The sequence below is a fragment of the Clostridium sp. LXY-7 genome (assembly GCF_056172015.1).
In genome coordinates, this window is sequence record NZ_JBLLJL010000007.1 from 144,035 (window position 1) to 167,711 (window position 23,677).

Here is a 23,677-nt window from a genome sequence, read left to right on the forward strand (position 1 = left end):
TTTGGAGCTGGCAATAGGAATCGAACCTACAACCTGCTGATTACAAGTCAGCTGCTCTACCGTTGAGCCATGCCAGCAAACTATGGCGACCCAGAAGGGACTCGAACCCTCGACCTCCGGCGTGACAGGCCGGCACTCTAACCAACTGAGCCACTGGGCCATATTAAGTTTATGGTGGTCACAACAGGGATCGAACCTGTGACCCTCTGCTTGTAAGGCAGATGCTCTCCCAGCTGAGCTATGCGACCATAAATGGTGACTCCTAGGGGAATCGAACCCCTGTTACCACCGTGAAAGGGTGGTGTCTTAACCGCTTGACCAAGGAGCCATATGTGAATTATTATGTTTTACTAATTCTTAGTAGACTACCTAAGATTTTTAGTAAATTGGCGACCCAGAAGGGACTCGAACCCTCGACCTCCGGCGTGACAGGCCGGCACTCTAACCAACTGAGCCACTGGGCCATATATGTGGTGGTCACAACAGGGATCGAACCTGTGACCCTCTGCTTGTAAGGCAGATGCTCTCCCAGCTGAGCTATGCGACCACAAATGGTGACTCCTAGGGGAATCGAACCCCTGTTACCACCGTGAAAGGGTGGTGTCTTGACCGCTTGACCAAGGAGCCATATGTCTTTTTGCTTTTGTTTTTGTCGGCTCACCCGACATGTATTATAATACAAAAATTCTAATCTAATGTCAACACTTTTTTAAAAACTATTTTATTTATTTTTTTCAAATTTTTAATCATCCTTATAAAATTTACTTATATTCTAATAATATTTAGAGTTTTTCGATATAATGTAGTATTAATATATGAATATTTCTCGTATTTTTAACATTATTATGTTATTTTACTTTATAATCTATTCTTCGATTACATAATTGATAATACAATTATTTTATACAATATCACCTACCTTGTTGAACTAAAAAAAGTTGGATATACTTATAACTATAATATTTTATATACCTAATACTAATTCAGAACTGAAGGGAGATTTTAATTTGTATCATGATCTTATTATTATTGGTGGTGGCGCCTGTGGTATAGCGGCTGCTATTAAAGCTAAAGATTTAGGTATCGATGTAGCTATTATTGATGGAAATGATAGAATAGGTAAAAAACTATTAACTACTGGAAATGGTAGATGTAATATAACCAATAATCAGCTAAATACTAATAGATTTCACAGCGATAATTCACCTTTTTTTAAAAATATATTAGAGAAATTCAATCTTAATCACACTTTAAACTTTTTTAACTACTTGGGTATTTATACAGTGGTTCTTGATGAAAATAAAATATATCCTATGAGTCTTCAAGCCTCTTCTGTTATAGATATTCTTAGAATTAATTTGGAGGATAGAAATATACCTATATATTTGAATAGCAAAGTTACAAATATATCTAAGGAAAAGAACTTCAAAGTCATATGTAATAATAATGATGTATTTCAATGCAAAAACTTACTATTATGTACTGGCGGAAAAAGTTATACAAAGACAGGCTCTGATGGCTCTGGATATAAACTGGCGAAATCATTAGGTCACACTATAATAAATCCATCACCTGGTCTTGTGCAGTTAAAATTAGAATATAATAGACTAAATGCCATTTCTGGAGTTAAATTTGAAGGAACTTGTAAAATTCTAGTGAATGATGTATTTCAAAAAGAAGAGAGTGGAGAAATATTATTTACTGATTATGGTATTTCAGGGCCTCCTATACTTCAATTAAGTAGAATTGCTTCAAAAGGAATTCTTAATAACAATGAAGTATCTCTTAAAATAAGTCTAATCACATTACCTTATAATGAAATGGTAGATTTTTTAGAAAATCACTTTGAAATATTCTCCTATAGAAGTATCTATACTAATCTTATAGGTATTATAAATAAAAAACTCATACCAGTAATTTTAAAAGAAGCTGGTATTGAAGATATTCATATGTCAACCTATGCTCTAGACTATAAAAGTAAAACCAATATATACAACTTACTTCATGCTTGGAATTTTAAGGTAATTAATACAAATTCCTTTGAGAATGCTCAAGTAACCTTAGGTGGAGTTAATACTAAAGAAGTAGATAGTACTTCTCTTCAATCCAAATTAGTAAAAGGACTTTACTTTGGAGGCGAAATATTGGATGTAGATGGAGATTGTGGTGGTTTTAATCTACAATGGGCTTGGAGTTCATCAAGCGCGTCTATTGAGCATATTCATTCAATACTTAAATAAAATGCTTCATAATTTATTTAAAGGAGGTTTTATGAATAAAAAATACTTATCTATTGGGGATATGGCAAAATTTCATAACCTATCTATACAAACTCTAAGGTTATACGATAGAATTGATTTATTTAAACCTAGTTACGTTAATAAAAACACTGGTTATAGATACTATTCCATAGAACAATTTTTTATTTTAGATGTAATTAAATATCTTAAATTTTCTGGTTTATCCTTAGAAAAAATTAAAGAGATATTATCTAATGGCAGTGATATAAATTTATTTTTCCAAGCATTAAATGAACAACATAATAACATAGATAAAAAAATAAAAGAGCTTCAGAATATAAAATCTATAATTGATAATAAGCTTAAAGAAATAGATGAATATTTTGATTTAGAGGATTTAAATGTGGTTTATATTCAGCATATGGATACTATGAATATTCTTCCTATTAAATCCAATTATAATGAGAATAGTGATTTATATGACTTAGAAATACCCCTTAGAAAGGCTATGAATATCTTTGAAGAAAATGGTATTCCATTTTTAGAGCAAGTAGGCCTTACAGTAAGTTATAATTCTTTTGTAAAAAATAGAACTATTAAATACTTAAATACATTTGTTGAAATGCCCAAGGATATAAAACTAAATTTACCTATTTCCACTTTAAAGGCTGGAGATTATCTATGTCTAAAATATATAGATTCTTATAAAAACAAGATAAAATACTATGAAATACTATACAAATATATAGTAAATAATAATATTGAAGTGGAAGGGAATTTCTATGAAACGGCCTTATTATCTTGGATTCCTATAACTCATGAGGATGTGTCTCTGTTTGAAATAAGTATAAAAATAAAAGATGCAAACTGATAAATCTGCATCTTTTATTTTTATATAATATTATTTTATATTTCTCCAACCATCATTGTTTGATCTCTTCTTGGTCCTACAGAAACTATTGATATTTTAACCCCTGTAAACTCTTCTATCTTCTTTAAGTATATCTTAGCATTCTCAGGAAGTTCCTCATAGTTTCTAGCATCATTTATACTGCTATCCCATCCATCAAACTCTTCATATACTGGTTCACATTTAGCTAAATCATCAAGGCTTGCTGGGAAATAATCTATTACTTCCCCATCTAATTTATATCCAATACATACCTTTAATTTTTCAAGACCTGCTAATGTATCTATTTTAGTTACTCCAAAACTAGTTAACCCTGAAACTCTTGCCGCTGTCTTTAATATAACTAAATCCAGCCATCCACATCTTCTACTTCTTCCAGTTGTAGTTCCATATTCAAATCCCTTTTCTCTTATCCAATCACCAGTCTCATCGTTAAGCTCTGTTGGGAATGGTCCTTTACCAACTCTTGTAGTATATCCTTTTACTATTCCAACTGCGCCATCTATCATAGTAGGGCCTATTCCTGCTCCTGTACATATTCCTCCTGATATAGTGTTAGAGGATGTTACAAAAGGATAAGAACCGAAATCTATGTCAAGAAGTGTTCCCTGAGCTCCTTCAAATAAAACCTTCTTATTAGCTTTAATGCTCTCATATATTTTTACTGACGTATCAGCTACATAAGGCTTTAATCTCTCTCCATATTTTACATAAGTTTCGTAAACTTCATTAAAATCTAAAGCTTTTCCATTATATAGTCTAACAATAGTATCATTTTTATCTTTTAAATACTCTTCTAATTTTTCCTTTAATACATGTGGTTTAATAAGATCACATACTCTTATTCCACATCTTTCAAATTTGTCTGTATAACATGGTCCTATTCCTTTTCTAGTAGTTCCAATGTCATTTTTTCCCCTTGCTTCTTCTTTAAGCGTATCTAATATCCTATGGTATGGCATTATAACCTGCGCCCTATCACTTACAAGCAATCTTGCTGGAGTTATATCCTCTCCTAAGCCTTTTAAGTAATCCATTTCTTTAAATAGTGCTTCTGGATCTACAACTACACCATTTCCTATAATATTAAGTTTACTACTATATAATATACCTGATGGAATTAAGTGAAGCTTATATTGTTTCTCTCCTACCTCAACTGTATGACCTGCATTATTACCACCTTGAAATCTTACAACCACGTCGGCTGTCTCTGCAAGATAATCAGTCATCTTACCTTTTCCTTCATCTCCCCATTGAGCTCCTAATACTACAAATGCTGACATAAGAATACCTCTCTTCCTTATACTGAATTAATTATAATAAATGAAGATTAATTATATTTTTTATTCAAAATTCTAGCTACATAAACACCACTGGCAGATGCCTGTGAAAGTGAATGGGTAACTCCTGAACCATCACCTAGAACATATAGGTTCTTGACTTTAGTTTCTAAATTATTATCTACTTGTACGTTAGAATTATAGAATTTAACCTCTACTCCATAAAGTAAAGTATCTTCATTAGCTGTTCCTGGAGCTATTTTATCTAGTGCATATATCATTTCTATAATGGCATCTAGTTGGCGCTTGGGAATAACTAAACTTAAATCACCTGGAGTAGCCTTTAGAGTTGGATTTATAAAACTTTTATCCATTCTATGATCATTAGTTCTTCTACCTTTTATTAAATCTCCAAACCGTTGTACAAGTACTCCTCCTCCTAGCATATTGCTTAGCTTTGCTATAGATTCTCCATACTCGTTACTATCTTTGAATGGTTCTGTAAAGCTATTGGATACTAATAAGGCAAAATTAGTATTTTCTGTATGGAAATCCGGATTTGAGTAGCTGTGTCCATTAACTGTTACTATCCCATTAGTGTTCTCACTAACAACTTCACCATGAGGGTTCATGCAAAAAGTTCTAACTAAATCACCATACTTTTTAGTTCTATAAACTATCTTGCTTTCATAAACTTCTGAAGTTATATGCTCAAAAACTGCTGCTGGAAGCTCTACCCTAACTCCAATATCTACTCTATTGCTCTTAGTTGATATACCTAGCTTTTCACACATTTTAGATGCCCATTTAGACCCAGAGCGTCCTGTAGCAACAATTAAGTCTTTGCATCTATATTGCTCTTTTTCAGTAGATATTATGAATTCTTCCCCTTGCTTCTCTATATCTATAACTTCAGTATTAAATATCATGTCTACTTCTTCTTTTAATTTATCATACATATTACCTAGAATTTTAACATTTCTATCAGTTCCTAGATGTCTAACCTTAGCATCTAACAAATGTAAATCATTTTTTAGGGCCTCTGTTTTTAGAGAACTATTTGCTGTAGAGTATAGTTTAGCATCACTTCCTCCATTATCACAAAGTACCTTATCAACATAATACATAAGATCTAGAGCCTCTTCTTTACCTATATATTTGTATAAATCTCCACCAAAATTATTGGTGATATTATATTTTCCATCAGATAAACTTCCAGCTCCACCGTATCCATTCATAATATTACAATACTTACAATGGATACATGCTTTGATTTTTTTTCCATCAATTGGACATCTTCTTTTTTCTAAGCTATTTCCTTTTTCTATAATTAGAGTTTTAACTTTAGAATTTAAACCACTTAATTCATAGGCAGCAAAAATTCCACTAGCTCCAGCTCCAACTATAATAACATCATAATTATTACACATGTTAATCACCCCATAAATATCTTATCAAACACATAATTCATTTTCAATAATAATACGAATAATTAACTAAAATATAAAAAAATATTTCGCAACATATTATAAGTATACATATATATCATCAACAATTGCGTATTTTTCATAATAAAAACAGAGTGGAATGTTCGTATTTCCACTCCACTCTTATTATTCCTAATATCTCTATCTTATTATACTCATCATTACTCTTTTTTTAAGCTTTTCTCCAATTGTAGTAACTATACCCATTTTGATAAGATCTAATATTATGAATGGAATTACTCCTATAGTCAATGCCTTACCAAAGCTTATACCTAAAACAAATGACATTTGTAATGTTCCTATAGCATAGCTAATTATTAGAGATACTATCATCCCAATACTTAGTTTAAGTTTATTTATATTACTATCGCTTAGATATCCTATTATTAATGCCATTATAGGAAATGAAATTATGAAACCTCCTGTAGGACCTAATATTTTAGGTATTCCTCCAGCAAATCCAGAGAACACAGGTAACCCAACTACCCCTAATGCTATGTATATAAGCTGTGCTATAAATCCTTTCCTAGCTCCTAGTATAACTCCACATAATGCTACAGCAAGTGTTTGCATAGTAAATGGAACTGGACTAAATGGAATTGGTATAGATATTTGAGATAATACTGATGTTATTGCTGCAAAAAGTCCACACATAATTAAATCTCTTATCGTTAACTTCTTCATATTTCTCCCCCTTATATTGTAAACCTATTTTATTTTAAGGTTTACAATATAATTATAGCTAATACTCCAAAAGTGTCAATAATAAATCCTCTATATCTAAAATAAAAACACCATAGATACACTAAAATCCATGATGTTTTTTAAATTTCTAATTAATAGTCGTTTTATATATACTTATCCCATCTAAACTAAATACTTTTTCTGAAAATTCCCCTTCAGTAGTATCCTTTAAAACTTTTTTCATATCATACATTCTAGCATCTATCATATCTAGATGATGTAGCATTTCTGCCTCTGGAATCATAGGCTTTTTAGGACTTCCGTATTCTGGTTCATAATGATGGGTTAATATCATATGCTGTAATAGCATTACTACTTCTTTATTAGCCTTTACTTCTACTGCTGCATTTTCAATTAAATTAATTCCTTGAATAATATGACCTAAAAGCTGTCCCTCAGTACTATATTTAGAAACAATACCTAGCTCACTTGATTCCATTTCAAAAATTTTAGCTATGTCATGAAGTATTATTCCCGCATATAATAACCCTCCATTTAAATGAGTGTATATTTCTAGCATCTTTTCTCCAGCCTTTAACATAGTGGTGGTATGATATAATAATCCGCCCTTTATAGCATGATGATTGGATTTTGCCGCAGGATAATGCATTAATTTATCACTACATTTTCTTATAATAGTTTCAGTTATATTTTTAATATCTTCATTCTGTATTTTTTCTATATAATCCAGTATAATCTCAAACATATCTTCTGAAGTATAGGGTGCAGAGGCCACAAAATCATCTATATTAACATTATCAGTATCTACTACAGGTCTAACCTTTTCTATCTTTAGTTGTAATTTACCTCTATACTCATTTACTACGCCTCTTACTTTAATCAGCATATTATCTTTAAATAGCTTCTCTATTTCATCATTGCAATCCCATAACTTTGCATTTATTTCACCGGTACAATCTGTAATATTAAAGTCTAAGTATTTATTTGTATTGCTATTATTAGTAACTTTACAGTCTACAGTTTTTACTAAATAATAACCCTCTATCCTATCATTCTTATTAAATTCACTTATCTTTCTACTATCCATATTTATCTCCTTAAAAACATTACTACCTAATATATGAATATTATCAAATTAAATATAAATATACAACATTTAAAAATAGAAGAAAAAGATGTGTTTTTTTCACATCTTTTAATCTTCTTCAGTTATGTTGGATTTTCTCTTTATAACTCTATCATCTTCATCTTCGAAATTATTTATTATAATCCTTATTAAATCTACTAGAGCCCATATACCAAATCCCCCTAATGTCAATAACATTATAATAGCAGTTCCTGCTTTTCCAACATAAAATCTGTGAAAACCTATAATACCTAAAAATATACATAGAAGTAAAGTTACTGACCAGCTCTTATCACTAATACTTTTCTCTTCTTTTATTTCACTTATATTGAATTCTCTCTCACTCATAAGGATATATTCACCTCTCAAATTTATATATATATCCTTATGTAATTTTCTTATCATATATGCACAAATTTAGTATAGAATTTAAAATGAAAGTATAATATATCAAAGAGTCTAAATATATTACAAAAGTTTCTTCAAAATTTTACACTTTATATTACTAATCCTTATGAACTAAGTCTAAATCTCCAAACTTACTGTACTTACCTATCCATGCAAGATTAACTGTTCCAACCTCACCATTTCTATGTTTAGCAACTATACACTCTGCTAAGTTTTCATCTTCTTTTTCTTTACTATAATAATATTCTCTATATAAAAACATAACAAGGTCAGCATCTTGCTCAATTGACCCAGACTCTCTTAAATCTGATAACATAGGCCTGTGGTCCGCTCTCTGCTCTGGAGCACGTGATAGCTGAGATAGTGCTATTACAGGGCATTGCATTTCTTTTGCTATTGCCTTTATATTTCTTGATATTTCTGATACTTCCTGTTGTCTACTTTCTGAATTACTTCCACTCATAAGCTGCAAATAGTCTATTAATATTAAGTCAATACCATGTTCCATTTTCAACCTTCTACATTTAGACCTCATCTCCATTACAGATATACCTGCTGTATCATCAATAAATATTTTAGCCTCTGCCAAAGGACCCGATGCTCTCGCTATATTTTCCCAATCTCTATCATCCAAATCCCCATTTCTAAGCCTAACCATATCTACATTTGCCTCTGCACATAATAGCTTATAGGCCAATTGTTCCTTACTCATCTCTAAAGAGAATATTGCTACATGTTTGCCTTGCCTTATAGCCGCATTTTGAGCTATATTTAATGCAAACGTAGTTTTTCCCATAGATGGTCTTGCAGCAATAAGTACCATATCTCCTTTTTGAAATCCTGTAGTCTTTTCATCTAGTGCCCTAAATCCGCTACCTACACCTGTTAATTGTCCTCTATTGTTAAAGATTTTTTCTATTTCTAAAAATCCTCTCTCTAGTACCGCACTCATGGGTTCAAAATCACTTGTACTTCTCTGCTCTGAAATGTTAAATATCTTTTTTTCAGCTAAATCTATAATATCCTCTACCTTATCTTGTTTTCTATAACTGGCTTCAATTATTTCTGTAGAGCTACGTATTAACCTTCTTAAAGTAGATTTATCTTTAACTATATTTATATAGGAGGATAAGTTCGCAGTAGAAGGTATTGATGTACTTATATCTGTAATATAGGTTATACCTCCAACCGCATCTAATTTATCCTTTGATTTTAAATAATCTACTAAAGTTATCATATCTACTGGTATATCTTTTTGATAGAGCTCTTTTATCACTGAAAAGATAGTTTTATGAACATCTTTGTAAAAATCTTCACCATTTAATATCTCTGCAGCCTCTGCAATAGCATTTTTATCTATAAGCATAGAACCAAGTACCGATTGCTCAGCTTCAATATTCTGAGGCATCACCCTTATTTCGCCTTCCATTTATATCCCTCCTTAAATTTAAATTAACCCCACTATAATTAATAATAGCAGGGTTTTTATTTAAATTAAAATACTAAATCTAATAATTCTTCTATAGTCGATATAGGAATTATTTCTATATCATTAAGATTTTTAGGAGCTTCTTTAAAATTATCTATTGGAATTATAACTTTCTTTATTCCTTTTCTCCTAGCTCCATATATTTTTTCAGCTATTCCTCCTACTGGCTTTACTTTTCCTCTTAAAGATATCTCTCCAGTAACAGCTATATGCTGTTTTATAGGTTTGTCAAGTAATGCACTTATTATACATGCAGTTATTGCAGCTCCTGCTGAAGGTCCATCAATCTTGCCTCCACCTATAATATTAACATGAACATCATAGTCTTTCATATCCTTCTGAGTAACTTTTCTTATCACTGATGCTGCATTAAACACTGAATCCTTAGCCATTGAACCTGCTGTTTCATTAAATCTTACAGAACCTTTACCACTCTCTCTGCTCTCAAATACTGAACATTCTATCTCAATAGTAGATCCCAAAAAACCTGAAACTCCAAGTCCAAATATTTGACCTACCTGTGAGCTGTCTAGATTTCCTAATTCCTCATAAGGCTTTAATCGATTATTAGAAACTACTTCATTAAGAGATTTTATAGTTATTTCTATATCTCCTTCTGGCTCTTCACTATTTAGAAGCGTATAGCCATAAACATCTGCAAGTATATTTACTGCCTTTCTTCCTTCTATAGTATATCTGCTTATTTCACTAGCCACTTCGTCCTCTAGTTTAATATTTAACTTTTTAGCAGCATTTAATACTATATTTTCTATATCTTTTCTAGATAATGGCTCAAAATATACTTCTGTACATCTAGATCTAAGCGCCATATTTATTTCTGATGGCTCTCTTGTAGTTGCTCCTATTAATACAAAGTCTGCTGGAGCTCCCTTATCAAATAAGTATTTTATATATTTAGGAGTGTTTTCGTCATCTGGATCATAGTATGATGATGAAAATTCAACTCTCTTGTCTTCAAGGACTTTTAAAAGTTTGTTTTGAAGTGTAAAATCAAGTTCTCCTATCTCATCAATAAATAATACTCCTCCGTGGGCCTCTGTTACCAACCCTGTCTTAGGCTCAGGTGTACCTGTTTCAGCTAAATCTCTCTTACTACCTTGATAAATAGGGTCATGTACTGAACCTAATAATGGATTTGATATTTCTCTTGGATCCCACCTTAGTGTAGTACCATCCACCTCAACAAACTTAGCATCCTTGTCATAAGGAGTATGCTTCATTTTTTGAGCTTCTTCTAATGCAAGTCTCGCAGCAGTAGTTTTCCCTACTCCTGGAGGACCATATAGAATAATATGCTGTGGATATGGAGAAGCCATTTTAGATATCAGCGACTTAATCGCTCTCTCTTGACCAACTATTTCGCTAAAACTTTCTGGTCTTAACATACTCATTATATTTTTATTTAATTTCTTATCATCTAAACATTCTAAATCAGTATACTTTTTTAAAGTTTTACTATTTTCAGGCCCTTTTTGCTTCTTTATAATTCCTAATCTAACTTCATCTATATACTTGTCCTGTTTTTCAATTATATGTTTTTCAACATCTGCTTCGATTTTATTCTGAACATATCTTTTAGCTAATAACTCACTTAATTTATCTGTAGTATCTTCTAATACTTGATCTATATTAGAACTATTTGGTACTATATCAATACCTTTGCCATCAGTTATTATTTTATTAATAGCAAATAATCTCCTGTATACATCCTTGCTATTCATATGCTTTTGTAATTTAAACTTTACTGTCTTAGACCTAATAGTTCCTTCATCTAAAAGTTTATACATAAGTTCATTTATCACTTCTATTTGAGTATCTATTGGTAATTCCTTATTAATATCGAAAAATTTTGTTTCGCTTGCTGTTTCTATTCTCAAAATTTATTAGCATAGGAAGAATATACTCCTCCCTATGCTTTCCCCCCTTCGGTTTGGAAAATATTACTGTTCTTTTATAATTACTTTAATCCTAGTAGTTATTTCAGGATAAAGCTTTAATTCAACGTCATAAGCTCCCATTGTTTTTATAGTATTTACTACTATTTTTTTCTTATCAATTTCTATTCCTAATTGCTTTACTATTTCTTGAGCAATATCCTTACTTGTTATCGCTCCAAAAAGTTTACCATTATCTCCAGCTTTAGCTATAATAACTATCTCTTTATCTTTTAATTGAGTTCCTAATTTTTGTGCAGCTTCAATTTCAGCTGTTTTTTTCTTTCTTTCAGCTTCATTCTTTTTATTTAAGATATGCATATTAACATCATTAGCTTCCTGTGCTAATTTTTTAGGAAATAAAAAATTTCTTGCATATCCATCTGAAGCATTTATAACCTCACTTTTTTTACCTACACCTTTAACATCTTGTAATAATATAACTTTCATTACTTGTCACCTTCCCTTAAGTATTTATCTATGGCATCATTTAAAAGAATTTCTGCCTGGTCTATAGTTTTATCCTTTAATTTTGCTCCAGCCATAGTTAAATGTCCTCCACCACCTAAAGATTCTAATATTACTTGAACATTTATATCCCCTAAGGATCTTCCGCTTATATAAGCATCATTATCCATTTTAACAATAACAAAGGATGATTTAATACCTGTAATATTTAACAATTCGTCTGCTGCCTGTGCTGTTAATACTCCATTCAATATATCTGGTGGACATTTAGCTATGGCTATTTCATTTTTAACTTTAGCTGTTTTTATTATTTCTGATCTAGTTACATAAAAGTCTAGATCTTCACTAAATATTTTTTTTACATCTATAGTATCTGCTCCTAGTCTCCTTAAAAATGCTGCTGCTTCAAAGGTTCTAACTCCTGTTTTAAAACAGAAATTTTTGGTATCTAAGCATATACCTGCTAGTAACCCTACTGCTTCTATTTCCTTCAATTTAGGCTTATCTGCCATGTATTGTATTAATTCTGTTATTAATTCTGCTGTAGAGGACGCATAGGTCTCTATATAGCTTAAAAGTGTTCCTTGAATAAAATCCTTTGCTTTTCTATGGTGATCTATAACTACAATCCTATCCATAGAATTTACTAGCTCCATTGATAGCACATACCCTTCATTATGAACATCCACTAGAATTAACAAACTTTTATCATCCATTAAGCTCTTTGTCTTTTGTATTGTTATAAAGGTATCGTTATAGCTATTATCTTCATTTAACTTATCTAACATATATTTTACAGCATTACATGGACCATCTAAAACTATATTACACTGTTTATTCAAAGATTTGATAACACTATATATTCCTAGTGCCGACCCTAAACAATCCATGTCAGGGTTTTTATGTCCCATAATAAATATATTACTACTTTCATTCACTAGGTCAAGTAGTGCATGCCCAATAACCCTTGCTCTAACCTTTGTTCTTTTTTCAACTTCTTTAGTTTTTCCACCATAAAAGGATACCTTTTCAAAGCTTTTTACTATTGCCTGATCGCCACCTCTTCCAAGTGCCAAATCCTTAGCAGTAATTGCAAAATCTTGATTTTGAGCTGGAGTTTTTCCACCTCTCCCAACTCCTATACTTAATGTTACTGCTAGCTTACTTCCACTATTTATTTCTCTAACAGTATCTAAGATTTCAAACTTTTTACTCATCTCAGCTTCTATATTTTTATCCTTAGTGGTTAACACATATTTATTTGATGCATATTTCCTTACCATTGCTTCTAAGCTGTTTGCATAGCTATTAATACACCTTTCTATATCCGCTACCAATTGTGGTGCTGTGCCTTCTTCTGAAGCTTTAATTACATCATCTAAATTATCTACCTCTATTAATATTACACTTTCTCTAATTTCACTTATTTTTTCTTCTAATTCAACTCTTTCTGTAACATCATACAAATATAGTAATATAACTTTATCATCCTCATCTAAATTTTCACTATCAATTACACTAGTATAGATATCATAATAACGATTTTTAATTTGAATTCCTATATACTCATTTCTTTTTCTATCTAGGACTAATTTTACATTAAACTCTTTTATAAAATCCTTTATATTCTTTCCTAAAATTTTTTCACCTTCTAGCTTAGAAGCAAGGCTACTATTATACCAAAGTACGTTTCCACTCTCTCCCGCCATTATTATAGGAAACGGTAACTTTGAAAATGCGGTATTGCTAGCTACATCAATTTGTGAAGTAATGTTATCTATATAATTTCTCCATTCCTTTTTTCTTTTATTGATAGTCAGTATATTATATATTATTAATATTACATATACTAGAAAGAATATTGTACCTATAGTAAATTGTTCTACTATAAATAATATAGCTATCAATACACCTATTAATATCATATATAGTTTCTTCTCAACAACATAAGATAAACCATTTCTCAAATTTTTGTTATTCATAAACTACACCTTTCTTATCCTATATGGGTCTAGTTTTCTAAAGTCAAATATCATTTCAATAAATCCAACTAAAAAGAATATATTTCCTAATCCAAATGTCATTGATATTAATATTATAGCTGCGGTTATACTTTTAGTTAGCCCTTTTTTCCTTCTTAAATAATAAGTTATTGCTGCTAATCCATTTAATGTGAAGGTTAACATAGCTATACTAAGAAACATAATTGATAAATATCTTCCTGCTCTAATCCCTCTTCCATTTAATATTATACCTATAGATATAATTGCAATAAATACTGCACCTATTAAATTGGTTACATAAAATTTTGAAAATGGTAATATATCTATTACTTCATATCTTAACTTAGAAAGTACTAATCTAGTTATATAGAAGTTAAAGTAAGCCCCTACAAAGCTAATAAATAGTATTGCTGCTGGTATCATTAATATAAACAGTTCTCCATTAACTGCTTCAAGCATACCTTTGACAATTTGTAATTTTTCTCCACTTATTCCCATATTTTCATACATAGTTATGGTATTATTCTTCATCTGATCCATAGATTTAGTCAACATATCGATGTTAATTTGTATAAAATTCATAAAGGTAGTTTTCTCTATAAATAATACCACTATGGCTAAATTTAATACATAAGTTAAAATAGATACTAATATTAGTAAAATTAATGTGTAATAAGAACTCTTTTTCTTCTTCAAACAATATCCTAAAGTAATCCCGACTCCTCCATAAGTTATTGCTGCTCCAATACTGGTTAATGGATCAAAAATCATAGCTGTTATTATAAAACTTACAAAAACACATGCTGAAGCAATTTTCCCATTTTGTCTTATATATAATATAGCTATTGGTATTGGTAATATTACAGTTCCTATAGTGGATATTAGTGGAACATAAGATGTAATAATTAACAATATTGTAATAAAAGCTGTCATAAGAGCAGCTTCTATTAATCCTCTAGTATTATATGTGTTTTCTTTCATATCTTCCTCCATTAGTTTCTTTCTCTTAAGTGATTATATAACTTGCTCAACTCTTTTCCGTTCCGTTCTAAGGAATCCCCCTCTACTATCCCTACTTTTAATTTTTTCTTCATTGTTTCATCTGTTGCAAGATGAGAGTACCCTAATTTTTCTGCTAAAATATACAAAATAATTATCGCACCAGATATACAATCTAATATAGCATCCTGAGCTATATTACTTCCCTTACTTAAGAGTTTAAAAAAGTCTCCAATGATGCAAATTAATTCCGCCTTTAGACCCTCTATAATTTTTATGTTGGACATAATATTGAATTCATCTTTTTTCATGAGAATCATCCTTTCCATAGGCTATAACTCTATTGTAAATTTTTTTTAATATTTATGCAACATTAGAGTAATATTACCATATTAATATAAAATTAAAAACCTAGTGAAATTAATTCACTAGGTTTTATCTTTTAAGTATTATGCTATGCGCAACGCCTTGCTACTATTCAGTTGTGAATGGTAGTAATGCTATGTTTCTAGCTCTCTTAATAGATACTGTTAACATTCTTTGGTGCTTAGCGCAGTTTCCAGAAATTCTTCTTGGTAATATTTTACCTCTTTCTGTAACATACTTTCTTAGCTTGTTGATGTCTTTGTAGTCTATTGATGTAGCTTTATCTATACAGAATGCGCAAACTTTTCTTTTAGCTCTTTTTCTGTTTCCGCCTTTTCTTCTATCATTAGCCATGGTTCTTACCTCCTCACCTAAATATTAAAAGGGGATATCATCCATATCTGCAACTGGAGTCATATTGTCCCCTCCGAAGTAATCATCTGGAAAAGATGATCCATCGTATAAATTAGAATTTGTATTCGTTGCTGTCGCTGTTGATGAAGCTTTATTTCCACCCCATTCAAGGAAGTGTACCTCATCAGCTATTACTTCAGTAACATATCTTCTAGTACCGTCTTTAGCTTCGTATGAGCGCGTTTCGATTCTACCTGCCACACTTAAAAGTTTACCTTTACTCATGTAGTTAGCAGTACTTTCCGCTTGCTTACCCCATACAACTATAGGAATGAAATCAGCTTCTGGTTGGCCCTCTTTCTTAAATCTTCTATTAACAGCAAGTGTTAAAGTCGTTACGGCTGTTCCACTTCCTGGTGTAAATTTAAGTTCTGGGTCTTTAGTTAATCTTCCGATTAAAACAACTTTATTCATACTTTCACCACCTATATTAGTTCTCTGGATTTATTATGATATGTCTTATAATACTGTCTGTAATTCTGAATACTCTGTCTAACTCTTTAGGTAATTCAGTGTTAGATTTAAAATTGATTAATGTGTAAAAACCTTCGTTAACTTTAGCTATTTCGTAAGCTAATTTTCTCTTACCCCATAGGTCAACGCTTTCGATTTCTCCACCATTGTTTTCGATTACACCTTTAAATTTTTCAACGTTAGCTTTAACAGCTTCTTCGTCTAATGATGGGTGTAATATGAAAATAGTTTCATATGATCTCATTAGTTTCACCTCCTCCCCTCGGACTGACGGCTGTGTTTTACACAGCAGGGATTACATCAATATATTTTATCACTAATACTGATATAAATCAACTAAAATTTATAATTTAAATTTCTACTTACTAATTTCATCACTTTTTATGACCTTTTTTATGCTATTTTCAAATTTTTTTCTCGGTAACATTATTATCCTATCGCAACCTAAACACTTTATCTTTATATCTGCCCCCATTCTTATTACCTGCCACCGATTACTCCCACAAGGGTGAGTTTTTTTTGTCTCAACTATATCATTTAGGTCAAACTCCTTCATATACATACCTCCTATTTAAATTAACTCTAAAACACCCCTAAAATATATTTTATTTAGGGGTGTTTAATATCCTGTTTATCTTTTAAAAGTTTATTTCTGCTAATTTACCATCTTTAAATTGGAAAATTGACTTATATTTTAGTTCCCCATTACATACTATAGATTCTAACTCTTCTTTTACATCTTTATTCAATTTAAGACTTATACCACAACTCTTAGTTATATATGTAGGGGTTGGCATCATAGTAGCTTTAATTTTTTTTTCAATACAAAGACTTTCCCCCTTCATAGCTTCATGAGTATTATTAAAAGTTATTATATAAAAATCATTCATAAATAGCTTCTCCTAGATGAAAATTTATAATTTAATAGTTTTATCACTACTATTCATCATCTCTATTATAGCATACATATTTGTAATTTCTCCAATAGCTAATTTTTCTTTTATTTTGTAAAAATCTAAACACAATCCACAACTTTGTATGTTTACTCCTCTTTCCTCTAATTTTTTTATACTATCTAGAACTAGAGAGTCTTCTACCACTAGTTTAACTCCACCATTTAGAAATAATAAATTATTCGGAATTTCATTAGCTTCTGACAAGGCAAACATATAACTCTTCATTAATGCTTCTCCTAATACATCATCACCATTTCCTAATCTATCTGAACCAACTACTATTGTAAAGATTTTTTTATTTTCTTCTTTTTCAATATTATTAACTTCTTGCTCCATATTTTCACCTTTTGTTATCTTAATATGAAATAAAATTCCTTCTGTAGTTACCTCATGATTAAATCCATTACTTTTAGCAAATTTAACAATATTATTTTTAGCTACTTCATTATCTACTATGGTTGTACTACTTCCCTTGCCTATAGAATCAAAATATTTTTTTGTATTTATAACAGGTAATGGACAATTCATTCCTTTACAATCGATTATATTACTCATAATTTTTGCCTCCTAAAATATATATTATTTTATAGTTTTTTCAGTCCTTATATTTTAAATTTATAGTGTATGTTTTTAGCCTATAGTGTATCATTATTATAGATATAGTTCGTAAATCTAACTTGCCTATATAAATACATTATATCAAAATAGCAAAATTAAATCTTATTTGTAATATAAATAGTTCTATCTATATTCATTGAATAACTTAATAATAGGAGGCGTACATAATGAAAGTTTATTTAGATAATGCTGCTACTTCTTTTCCAAAACCAACTAATGTGTATAATAGCGTAATAGATTATATGACTACTATTGGAGGAAATCCTGGTAGAGGAGCATCTACAGCTTCTTTAAGTGGTAATAAAGTAATTTTCCAATGTAGATATGCACTAGCTGATTTTTTTAATTTTAATAAGGAAGAAAATGTTATATTTACTCCTAACATTACATATTCTCTTAATATGCTTATTAAGGGTGCTGCAAAACAAGGTTGGCATGTAATAACTTCGTCTATGGATCATAATAGTACTTTACGAACTCTTAATGAACTTCATTCTACAGATTTGATAGAGTTGGATATTATAAAATGTAATGAGTATGGTGAAATAGATTTAGATGTATTTAAAAACACTATTAAATATAATACTAAGTTAGTTGTGTTGTCTCATGGTTCTAATGTTACTGGTACCATACAACCTCTTGAAGAAATAGGTGCTATTTGCAAGGAAAAAGGAATTTATTTTATTATAGATAGTGCACAAACTGCTGGTGTTATAGATCTTGATTTTAAAAAATTAAATTGCAATGCACTAGCCTTTACTGGTCATAAAAGCCTTTTGGGACCTCAAGGCATAGGTGGATTTATTATAGATGATGAATTCAATAGTATTTGTAAACCTATAATTGTGGGTGGAACTGGAAGTGTATCTTCTGATATAATTCAACCTAATTTTTTACCAGATAAATTTGAAAGCGGTACCATGAATGCTCCTGCAGTCGCGGGCTTATTAGAAGGTATTAATTTTATTAAAAATCAAAGTTTATCTTCCATTAAAGATCATGAAGATTATTTAACACGAAATTTTTTAGAAGAAGTTCTTAATATTCCAACCATAAAACTTTATGGTTATGTTGATACTAATAAAAGAACTTCAACTATATCTATAAACTCTTCTAAAATAGATAATAGTGAGTTAGGTTTCTTATTAGATAGTGAATATGGAATTATTACTAGAACTGGTCTTCATTGTGCTCCATTAGCACATAAAACTATAGGAAGTTATCCTAATGGAACTTTGCGTTTTAGTTTTGGTTACTTTAATGATATTAAGGATGTAAAGTATACCATTGATGCTATTCATAGTGTTTTAAAAATGGTTTAAAATCTATAAATATGTATATGTATAATTGTTATTGGTAATACTTTCTAATAAATGGAGGTGTTACTATTGCTAAATAAAATTATTATTGATACCTTATCTAAAGATTGTATTTGCAATATAAGGGAGCTTTTATGTTGTGAGTTGTGTAATGTAGTAAAACATGATAGAGATATTATAATCCTTTGTATTGGAACTGATAGATCTACTGGCGATAGCCTTGGACCATTAGTTGGTGATAAATTGAAGTTTTTAAATAGAGATAAAGTTTTTGTATATGGCAACTTAGAAAACCCTGTTCATGCCAAGAACCTCTCTTCTACTTGTGATTATATATTTAATAATCATAATAATCCATTTATAATCGCTGTTGATGCAGCCTTAGGATCTCTACAAAATGTAGGAAAAATTATTATCGACTCAAAACCACTTACTCCAGGTGCAGCTCTTAATAAAAACTTACCCGAAATTGGGGATTTAAGCATAACTGGAATTGTCAACATATCAGGTTCTCTTGAATTTATGGTATTACAAAATACTAGATTATATACTGTTATGAGTTTAGCTGAAGCTATATCTTCTGGTATATATCATTCCATAATAAAAACAATAGGTAGTAAAAAACATTCATCTTTAACTAACAACTTATCATCTTTATTAAATGATTTAGAGATTCAATAGTTTTTTATTCTATTATAAATAATTTTTTTAAAATATACTATACATATTATATTTTAAAAAATCATAAGTACTTAATATTAAATTTATTATAATAAAAAAAAGATAAAATGTTTCACGTGAAACATTTTATCTTCTAGATTGTGAATTCATTGATTGATATAAAACTTTTTCTTCTTCCTCAGATAAATCATATCTAGAGATACCTTTATCAATAGGTTTTGCATAGGTTGTACTTTCATTTCTTGCATATATACTTGTTAATATTACACCATTATTATTTCCATCTAATAATGCAAGTGAATAACTTAAATCACTTCCTACATCTTCAAAAGCCTTATATCTTACTATTGAAAGTTTTTGTATGCATGCCGTAGTTAAACTGCTTGTATGTTCACAAATACCTTCTATTTTATCTGCAGCTTCTTTTATTTCATCTATTTTATCTAAATAATTTAAAAGCAACTCTTCTAAATTTTTATTATTATTTCCTCGCATAAGTCTTCTATATTTCTTTTCAAGCTTACTTAATGATGTAAGACATACAATTACAACAATAATTAATATAAAAACTAAAGCAATAAGTGCAATTGTTATTATTGTTCCATATTCATTTATTAATGCTAATACCTCGTTCACTAGAAATTCATCCTTTCTTTAAATAATATAAAATATAAGCTACATCTTTATTAAATCTAATATTCTTTCTAAATCTTCTTCAGAGTAATATTCAATCTCAATTTTACCTTTATTATTATTATTACTAATATTAATTTTTGTATTGAAATATCCTTCTAATTTTGTTTGTAAATCTTTATAGTGTGGATTTAGCACAGTACTTTTCTTATTCTGATCACTTTTTTGAGGATTGTTTAGAACTTTTATCAACTTTTCTAATTGCCTTACATTTAAGTTCTCATCAATAATTTTCTGTGCTATATCATATTGCAGATTATTATCAGTTATTGCTAACAAGGTTCTACCATGTCCTTCTGTAATAATACCCTCTATTAAATATCCTTGAACTCTAGTATCTAAATTAAGCAGTCTTATAGAGTTAGCAATAGCACTTCTAGATTTTGATACTTGTTTTCCTATTTCATCTTGAGTTAAGTTAAATTCATCTATCAATTTTCTATAGGCACTAGCTTCTTCTATCGGATTTAAATCTTCTCTTATTATATTTTCAATCAATGATACTTCTAAAACTGCTCTATCTGATAAATCTTTAATTATAGCAGGTATTTCCTTTAAACCTATCAGTTTTGCTGCTCTCCATCTTCTTTCTCCAGCTATAATAATGTATGTATCACCATTTTTTTTTAATACTATAGGTTGAATCACACCATGTTCCTTTATAGAATGCGATAATTGTATTAATTTTTCGTCATCAAAAAATTTTCTCGGTTGATCATTATTAGCCTTTATCAAGTTCATAGATATATTTAGAGCTGTATCTTTTTCTTCACTATGATCTTCAAAATTTTCCTCCGGTATTAAAGAGGCTAACCCTTTACCTAGTACAGATGTTTTTTTCACTAATTTCTCACCTCTTGTTTATTTAAAAATTCTTCACATAATTCTTCAAAAGCTTCTGCCCCTTTACATTTATCATCATATAACATTATGGGCAGTCCATAGCTTGGCGATTCTGCCAATTTAATATTTCTAGGAATTAAAGTGTCATAAACTTTCTCTTTAAAGTATTTTTTAACCTCACTTACTACTTCATTACATAATTTAGTTCTACTATCGTACATACTCATTACTACTCCTTCAATCTGAAGGTTTTTATTTAAGGATTTCTTTATTAGCTGTATTGTATTCATTAATTGCCCAACACCCTCTAATGCATAAAATTCACATTGAATAGGTATTAATACTGAATCACTAGCTGTGAGCGCATTTATAGTAAGTATGCCTAATGATGGTGGACAGTCTATAAATACAAAATCATAATCATTCTCTAATTCTTTTATTTTATTTTTTAACAGCTGCTCTCTATTTTTTATTTCAATAAGTTCTACCTCTGTAGCTGCTAGATCCATTGTTGAAGGTGCTATATAAAGATTATCAACAGTTTCACTCTTTTTAATTACTTCTTTAAGATCTATATCTTCTGTCATAACATTATATAGTGATTTCTGCACTTTCTTTTTATCTATTCCTATGCCGCTAGTAGTATTCCCCTGCGGATCAATATCAATAGTTAAAACTCTTTTCCCATTCATAGCTAAATATGAACATAGATTTATATTTATTGTTGTCTTTCCTACTCCGCCTTTTTGATTAAAAACACATATTACTTTCATGTTTGTACCCCCAAAAGAATTAACTTAAAATAATTCTTTCCATAACATAAATTAAAGTTATATTTTTTATTTCTGTATCTATATTATATCTGCATATAAACATTAGTTAAAGTACATTTTATATAAATTTGCACTATTTTCATATTTCTTCATATTTATGATTAATATCTTCTATATATTTAAACGATTTTATTTATAAAATGACTATCATACAATTCTTATAAGTAATCTTACACTTAGATATTTATAATTTAATTATATAGATTTCAATAATGAAACTACATTATACAAATAGTTTTTTATTTTATGAAATATTGAAATTGAACTTCATATTATTGCTGTGAATACCATTTGCAGAAAGCTTAGATTTACTTAGGAACTATAAAAGAAAAAATCGTTAAGAAATACAACCTGTCCGAACGTAGTGAGTTGTTGTATTTTAGATTTTTTCTTGAATAGTGCCTTAGTAAATCAAGGTTTCGAAACGGTTGAGCAGTAATAATATGAAGTTCTAATTAATCTAATTTTATATTTAACCCTATTTGTATAATGTAGAAACTTAATTACAACTTATATATATTTTTTTATGATATATAGATGTAATAATGATACTTCACATTAATTCAACATATATATAAAAAAACATCTTATAAATGTTTCACGTGAAACATTTATAAGATATCAATTATTTTTTCTTTATGGTTATAGTAACTTGAATGCTATCATCTAATTCTTTAGATCTATATCTAGCATCCACTCCATATTTGTCAAAAACCTGTTTAATTGTGTTCACATATATGGCTGGACTGAAAGCACCTTTAATTCTTTTCTTCCCGTCAGATGCAATTTCACTATTAGCAAGGGCTAATAATTCTCTTTCTATTAACTCTTCAGTGTTTTTTACGTTTAAAGACTTTTCAATAACTTTTTTAATTATATCTTTTTGTAGTTCAATTGTTGGTAATTTTAGTAATGCTCTAGCGTGTCTTTCTGTAAGTTTATTTTCTATAAGTGTATCAATAACCTTAGAATCTAATTTTAAAATTCTTAATTTATTTGCTATTGTTGACTGCTTTTTCCCAATAATAACAGCTAACTGTTCTTGAGTATAAGAATGTACTTTTATTAAGTTGTTATAAGCAACTGCTTCTTCATAAAAATTTAAATCTTCTCTTTGTAAATTTTCTAATAGTGCGATTGCTGCAGAATCCTTATCATTAATATTAACTACTATTGCAGGAATAGTAGTTAATCCAGCAACCTTTGCTGCTCTTAATCTTCTCTCACCTGCTATTAATTCGTAATTATCCTCAGTAATTTTTCTTACAGAAACTGGTTGTATTATGCCATAAACTCTTATTGATTGAGCTAATTCTTCTATAGTGTCATCATTAAAAACTATCCTAGGCTGATATGCATTAGGACATATTGAATCTACAGATATGTAATTAACAGCTTTCTCCATTTTGA

At 29.7% G+C, this 23,677-nt stretch carries 25 protein-coding genes and 7 tRNA genes; 4 read left to right on the forward strand and 28 right to left on the reverse strand.

The window, feature by feature from the left end:
- Positions 1–2: 2 nt before the first annotated feature.
- The 7 genes from ACI48Q_RS19470 to ACI48Q_RS19500 form a co-directional block, all read right to left on the reverse strand.
- Positions 3–77 (reverse strand) — tRNA-Thr (locus ACI48Q_RS19470).
- A 6-nt stretch (positions 78–83) separates the two neighbouring features.
- Positions 84–160: transfer RNA gene (locus ACI48Q_RS19475), tRNA-Asp, on the reverse strand.
- 12 nt (positions 161–172) lie between these two features.
- Positions 173–248 (reverse strand) — tRNA-Val (locus tag ACI48Q_RS19480).
- A gap of 5 nt (positions 249–253) precedes the next feature.
- Positions 254–328: transfer RNA gene (locus tag ACI48Q_RS19485), tRNA-Glu, on the reverse strand.
- Positions 329–387: 59 nt separating this feature from the next.
- Positions 388–464 (reverse strand) — tRNA-Asp (locus ACI48Q_RS19490).
- A 7-nt stretch (positions 465–471) separates the two neighbouring features.
- Positions 472–547: transfer RNA gene (locus tag ACI48Q_RS19495), tRNA-Val, on the reverse strand.
- Between the two features lie 5 nt (positions 548–552).
- A tRNA-Glu gene (locus ACI48Q_RS19500) sits at positions 553–627 on the reverse strand.
- Positions 628–1,007: 380 nt separating this feature from the next.
- Here ACI48Q_RS19500 and ACI48Q_RS19505 point away from each other — a divergent pair.
- Positions 1,008–2,240, forward strand: a complete 1,233-nt coding sequence (locus ACI48Q_RS19505) for an aminoacetone oxidase family FAD-binding enzyme (RefSeq protein WP_474920786.1) — start codon at positions 1,008–1,010, stop codon at positions 2,238–2,240.
- Positions 2,241–2,271: 31 nt separating this feature from the next.
- Entirely contained in the window at positions 2,272–3,111 is an 840-nt protein-coding gene (locus ACI48Q_RS19510; RefSeq protein ID WP_474920787.1) for a MerR family transcriptional regulator, read from the forward strand.
- Positions 3,112–3,146: 35 nt separating this feature from the next.
- Here the strand turns inward: ACI48Q_RS19510 and ACI48Q_RS19515 are convergent, their stop codons facing one another.
- From ACI48Q_RS19515 to yedF, 17 genes are all read right to left on the reverse strand, one after another.
- On the reverse strand, positions 3,147–4,433 hold the full coding sequence (locus ACI48Q_RS19515) for an adenylosuccinate synthase (protein ID WP_474920788.1): 1,287 nt from the start codon (positions 4,431–4,433) through the stop codon (positions 3,147–3,149).
- Positions 4,434–4,480: 47 nt separating this feature from the next.
- On the reverse strand, positions 4,481–5,860 hold the full coding sequence (locus ACI48Q_RS19520) for an NAD(P)/FAD-dependent oxidoreductase (RefSeq protein ID WP_474920789.1): 1,380 nt from the start codon (positions 5,858–5,860) through the stop codon (positions 4,481–4,483).
- A gap of 198 nt (positions 5,861–6,058) precedes the next feature.
- Positions 6,059–6,601, reverse strand: coding sequence for a biotin transporter BioY (locus ACI48Q_RS19525; RefSeq protein WP_474920790.1), 543 nt, complete (start codon positions 6,599–6,601; stop codon positions 6,059–6,061).
- A gap of 148 nt (positions 6,602–6,749) precedes the next feature.
- Entirely contained in the window at positions 6,750–7,709 is a 960-nt protein-coding gene (locus tag ACI48Q_RS19530; RefSeq protein ID WP_474920791.1) for a 3'-5' exoribonuclease YhaM family protein, read from the reverse strand.
- 108 nt (positions 7,710–7,817) lie between these two features.
- Positions 7,818–8,096 carry a TM2 domain-containing protein gene (locus tag ACI48Q_RS19535; protein ID WP_474920792.1) on the reverse strand — a complete coding sequence of 93 codons (279 nt, stop codon included), beginning with the start codon at positions 8,094–8,096 and terminating at the stop codon, positions 7,818–7,820.
- 157 nt (positions 8,097–8,253) lie between these two features.
- On the reverse strand, positions 8,254–9,585 hold the full coding sequence (locus tag ACI48Q_RS19540) for a replicative DNA helicase (protein WP_474920793.1): 1,332 nt from the start codon (positions 9,583–9,585) through the stop codon (positions 8,254–8,256).
- Positions 9,586–9,650: 65 nt separating this feature from the next.
- Complete coding sequence (gene lonC, locus ACI48Q_RS19545) at positions 9,651–11,543, reverse strand: Lon family ATP-dependent protease (protein ID WP_474920794.1); 1,893 nt, start codon at positions 11,541–11,543, stop codon at positions 9,651–9,653.
- A gap of 63 nt (positions 11,544–11,606) precedes the next feature.
- The gene (rplI, locus tag ACI48Q_RS19550) at positions 11,607–12,050 is read right to left on the reverse strand and encodes a 50S ribosomal protein L9 (protein ID WP_474920795.1); all 444 of its coding nucleotides are present in this window, start codon (positions 12,048–12,050) and stop codon (positions 11,607–11,609) included.
- Positions 12,050–14,050, reverse strand: a complete 2,001-nt coding sequence (locus ACI48Q_RS19555) for a DHH family phosphoesterase (protein WP_474920796.1) — start codon at positions 14,048–14,050, stop codon at positions 12,050–12,052. The genes rplI and ACI48Q_RS19555 overlap by 1 nt, the downstream gene beginning before the upstream one ends.
- A gap of 3 nt (positions 14,051–14,053) precedes the next feature.
- A complete protein-coding gene (locus ACI48Q_RS19560) occupies positions 14,054–15,052 on the reverse strand; it encodes a YybS family protein (RefSeq protein WP_474920797.1) in 999 nt (332 codons plus the stop codon).
- 11 nt (positions 15,053–15,063) lie between these two features.
- Positions 15,064–15,381: a MazG-like family protein gene (locus tag ACI48Q_RS19565; RefSeq protein ID WP_474920798.1), complete on the reverse strand. Its 318-nt coding sequence runs from the start codon at positions 15,379–15,381 to the stop codon at positions 15,064–15,066.
- 163 nt (positions 15,382–15,544) lie between these two features.
- Complete coding sequence (rpsR, locus tag ACI48Q_RS19570; RefSeq protein ID WP_474920799.1) at positions 15,545–15,790, reverse strand: 30S ribosomal protein S18; 246 nt, start codon at positions 15,788–15,790, stop codon at positions 15,545–15,547.
- Between the two features lie 24 nt (positions 15,791–15,814).
- Positions 15,815–16,264, reverse strand: a complete 450-nt coding sequence (locus ACI48Q_RS19575; RefSeq protein ID WP_474920800.1) for a single-stranded DNA-binding protein — start codon at positions 16,262–16,264, stop codon at positions 15,815–15,817.
- A 16-nt stretch (positions 16,265–16,280) separates the two neighbouring features.
- Positions 16,281–16,568 carry a 30S ribosomal protein S6 gene (rpsF, locus tag ACI48Q_RS19580; RefSeq protein ID WP_474920801.1) on the reverse strand — a complete coding sequence of 96 codons (288 nt, stop codon included), beginning with the start codon at positions 16,566–16,568 and terminating at the stop codon, positions 16,281–16,283.
- A 114-nt stretch (positions 16,569–16,682) separates the two neighbouring features.
- A complete protein-coding gene (locus tag ACI48Q_RS19585; protein ID WP_474920802.1) occupies positions 16,683–16,880 on the reverse strand; it encodes a DUF951 domain-containing protein in 198 nt (65 codons plus the stop codon).
- An 82-nt stretch (positions 16,881–16,962) separates the two neighbouring features.
- Positions 16,963–17,214, reverse strand: a complete 252-nt coding sequence (locus tag ACI48Q_RS19590; protein ID WP_474920803.1) for a putative Se/S carrier protein — start codon at positions 17,212–17,214, stop codon at positions 16,963–16,965.
- 24 nt (positions 17,215–17,238) lie between these two features.
- Positions 17,239–17,835 carry a sulfurtransferase-like selenium metabolism protein YedF gene (gene yedF, locus ACI48Q_RS19595; protein WP_474920804.1) on the reverse strand — a complete coding sequence of 199 codons (597 nt, stop codon included), beginning with the start codon at positions 17,833–17,835 and terminating at the stop codon, positions 17,239–17,241.
- Between the two features lie 230 nt (positions 17,836–18,065).
- Here yedF and ACI48Q_RS19600 point away from each other — a divergent pair, with 230 nt between their 5' ends.
- Entirely contained in the window at positions 18,066–19,220 is a 1,155-nt protein-coding gene (locus ACI48Q_RS19600) for an aminotransferase class V-fold PLP-dependent enzyme (protein WP_474920805.1), read from the forward strand.
- A gap of 66 nt (positions 19,221–19,286) precedes the next feature.
- On the forward strand, positions 19,287–19,898 hold the full coding sequence (gene yyaC / locus ACI48Q_RS19605) for a spore protease YyaC (protein ID WP_474920806.1): 612 nt from the start codon (positions 19,287–19,289) through the stop codon (positions 19,896–19,898).
- A gap of 126 nt (positions 19,899–20,024) precedes the next feature.
- Here the strand turns inward: yyaC and ACI48Q_RS19610 are convergent, their stop codons facing one another.
- The 4 genes from ACI48Q_RS19610 to ACI48Q_RS19625 all read right to left on the reverse strand — a co-directional run bounded on the left by ACI48Q_RS19610 (position 20,025) and on the right by ACI48Q_RS19625 (position 23,672).
- A complete protein-coding gene (locus tag ACI48Q_RS19610) occupies positions 20,025–20,534 on the reverse strand; it encodes a DUF4446 family protein (RefSeq protein WP_474920807.1) in 510 nt (169 codons plus the stop codon).
- A gap of 39 nt (positions 20,535–20,573) precedes the next feature.
- A complete protein-coding gene (locus tag ACI48Q_RS19615; RefSeq protein ID WP_474920808.1) occupies positions 20,574–21,434 on the reverse strand; it encodes a ParB/RepB/Spo0J family partition protein in 861 nt (286 codons plus the stop codon).
- Complete coding sequence (locus ACI48Q_RS19620; protein WP_474920809.1) at positions 21,434–22,207, reverse strand: ParA family protein; 774 nt, start codon at positions 22,205–22,207, stop codon at positions 21,434–21,436. Before ACI48Q_RS19620 ends, ACI48Q_RS19615 begins: the two co-directional genes overlap by 1 nt.
- A gap of 685 nt (positions 22,208–22,892) precedes the next feature.
- Positions 22,893–23,672 (reverse strand): ParB/RepB/Spo0J family partition protein, encoded by a 780-nt coding sequence (locus tag ACI48Q_RS19625; RefSeq protein ID WP_474920810.1) that lies wholly within the window; start codon positions 23,670–23,672, stop codon positions 22,893–22,895.
- Positions 23,673–23,677 lie beyond the last annotated feature (5 nt).

What these genes read in the sequence shown, in the direction of transcription:
- ACI48Q_RS19590 (WP_474920803.1), bottom strand. Translation starts at nt 17,214, where the DNA reads ATGAATGATTTTTATATAATAACTTTTAATAATACTCATGAAGCTATG.
- rpsF (WP_474920801.1), bottom strand. Translation starts at nt 16,568, where the DNA reads ATGAGATCATATGAAACTATTTTCATATTACACCCATCATTAGACGAA.
- ACI48Q_RS19620 (WP_474920809.1), bottom strand. Translation starts at nt 22,207, where the DNA reads ATGAAAGTAATATGTGTTTTTAATCAAAAAGGCGGAGTAGGAAAGACA.
- ACI48Q_RS19565 (WP_474920798.1), bottom strand. Translation starts at nt 15,381, where the DNA reads ATGAAAAAAGATGAATTCAATATTATGTCCAACATAAAAATTATAGAG.
- ACI48Q_RS19600 (WP_474920805.1), top strand. Translation starts at nt 18,066, where the DNA reads ATGAAAGTTTATTTAGATAATGCTGCTACTTCTTTTCCAAAACCAACT.
- ACI48Q_RS19525 (WP_474920790.1), bottom strand. Translation starts at nt 6,601, where the DNA reads ATGAAGAAGTTAACGATAAGAGATTTAATTATGTGTGGACTTTTTGCA.
- ACI48Q_RS19530 (WP_474920791.1), bottom strand. Translation starts at nt 7,709, where the DNA reads ATGGATAGTAGAAAGATAAGTGAATTTAATAAGAATGATAGGATAGAG.
- rplI (WP_474920795.1), bottom strand. Translation starts at nt 12,050, where the DNA reads ATGAAAGTTATATTATTACAAGATGTTAAAGGTGTAGGTAAAAAAAGT.
- rpsR (WP_474920799.1), bottom strand. Translation starts at nt 15,790, where the DNA reads ATGGCTAATGATAGAAGAAAAGGCGGAAACAGAAAAAGAGCTAAAAGA.
- ACI48Q_RS19520 (WP_474920789.1), bottom strand. Translation starts at nt 5,860, where the DNA reads ATGTGTAATAATTATGATGTTATTATAGTTGGAGCTGGAGCTAGTGGA.
- ACI48Q_RS19585 (WP_474920802.1), bottom strand. Translation starts at nt 16,880, where the DNA reads ATGAAGGAGTTTGACCTAAATGATATAGTTGAGACAAAAAAAACTCAC.
- ACI48Q_RS19575 (WP_474920800.1), bottom strand. Translation starts at nt 16,264, where the DNA reads ATGAATAAAGTTGTTTTAATCGGAAGATTAACTAAAGACCCAGAACTT.
- ACI48Q_RS19535 (WP_474920792.1), bottom strand. Translation starts at nt 8,096, where the DNA reads ATGAGTGAGAGAGAATTCAATATAAGTGAAATAAAAGAAGAGAAAAGT.
- ACI48Q_RS19540 (WP_474920793.1), bottom strand. Translation starts at nt 9,585, where the DNA reads ATGGAAGGCGAAATAAGGGTGATGCCTCAGAATATTGAAGCTGAGCAA.
- ACI48Q_RS19515 (WP_474920788.1), bottom strand. Translation starts at nt 4,433, where the DNA reads ATGTCAGCATTTGTAGTATTAGGAGCTCAATGGGGAGATGAAGGAAAA.
- yedF (WP_474920804.1), bottom strand. Translation starts at nt 17,835, where the DNA reads ATGAGTAATATAATCGATTGTAAAGGAATGAATTGTCCATTACCTGTT.
- ACI48Q_RS19510 (WP_474920787.1), top strand. Translation starts at nt 2,272, where the DNA reads ATGAATAAAAAATACTTATCTATTGGGGATATGGCAAAATTTCATAAC.
- ACI48Q_RS19560 (WP_474920797.1), bottom strand. Translation starts at nt 15,052, where the DNA reads ATGAAAGAAAACACATATAATACTAGAGGATTAATAGAAGCTGCTCTT.
- ACI48Q_RS19555 (WP_474920796.1), bottom strand. Translation starts at nt 14,050, where the DNA reads ATGAATAACAAAAATTTGAGAAATGGTTTATCTTATGTTGTTGAGAAG.
- ACI48Q_RS19625 (WP_474920810.1), bottom strand. Translation starts at nt 23,672, where the DNA reads ATGGAGAAAGCTGTTAATTACATATCTGTAGATTCAATATGTCCTAAT.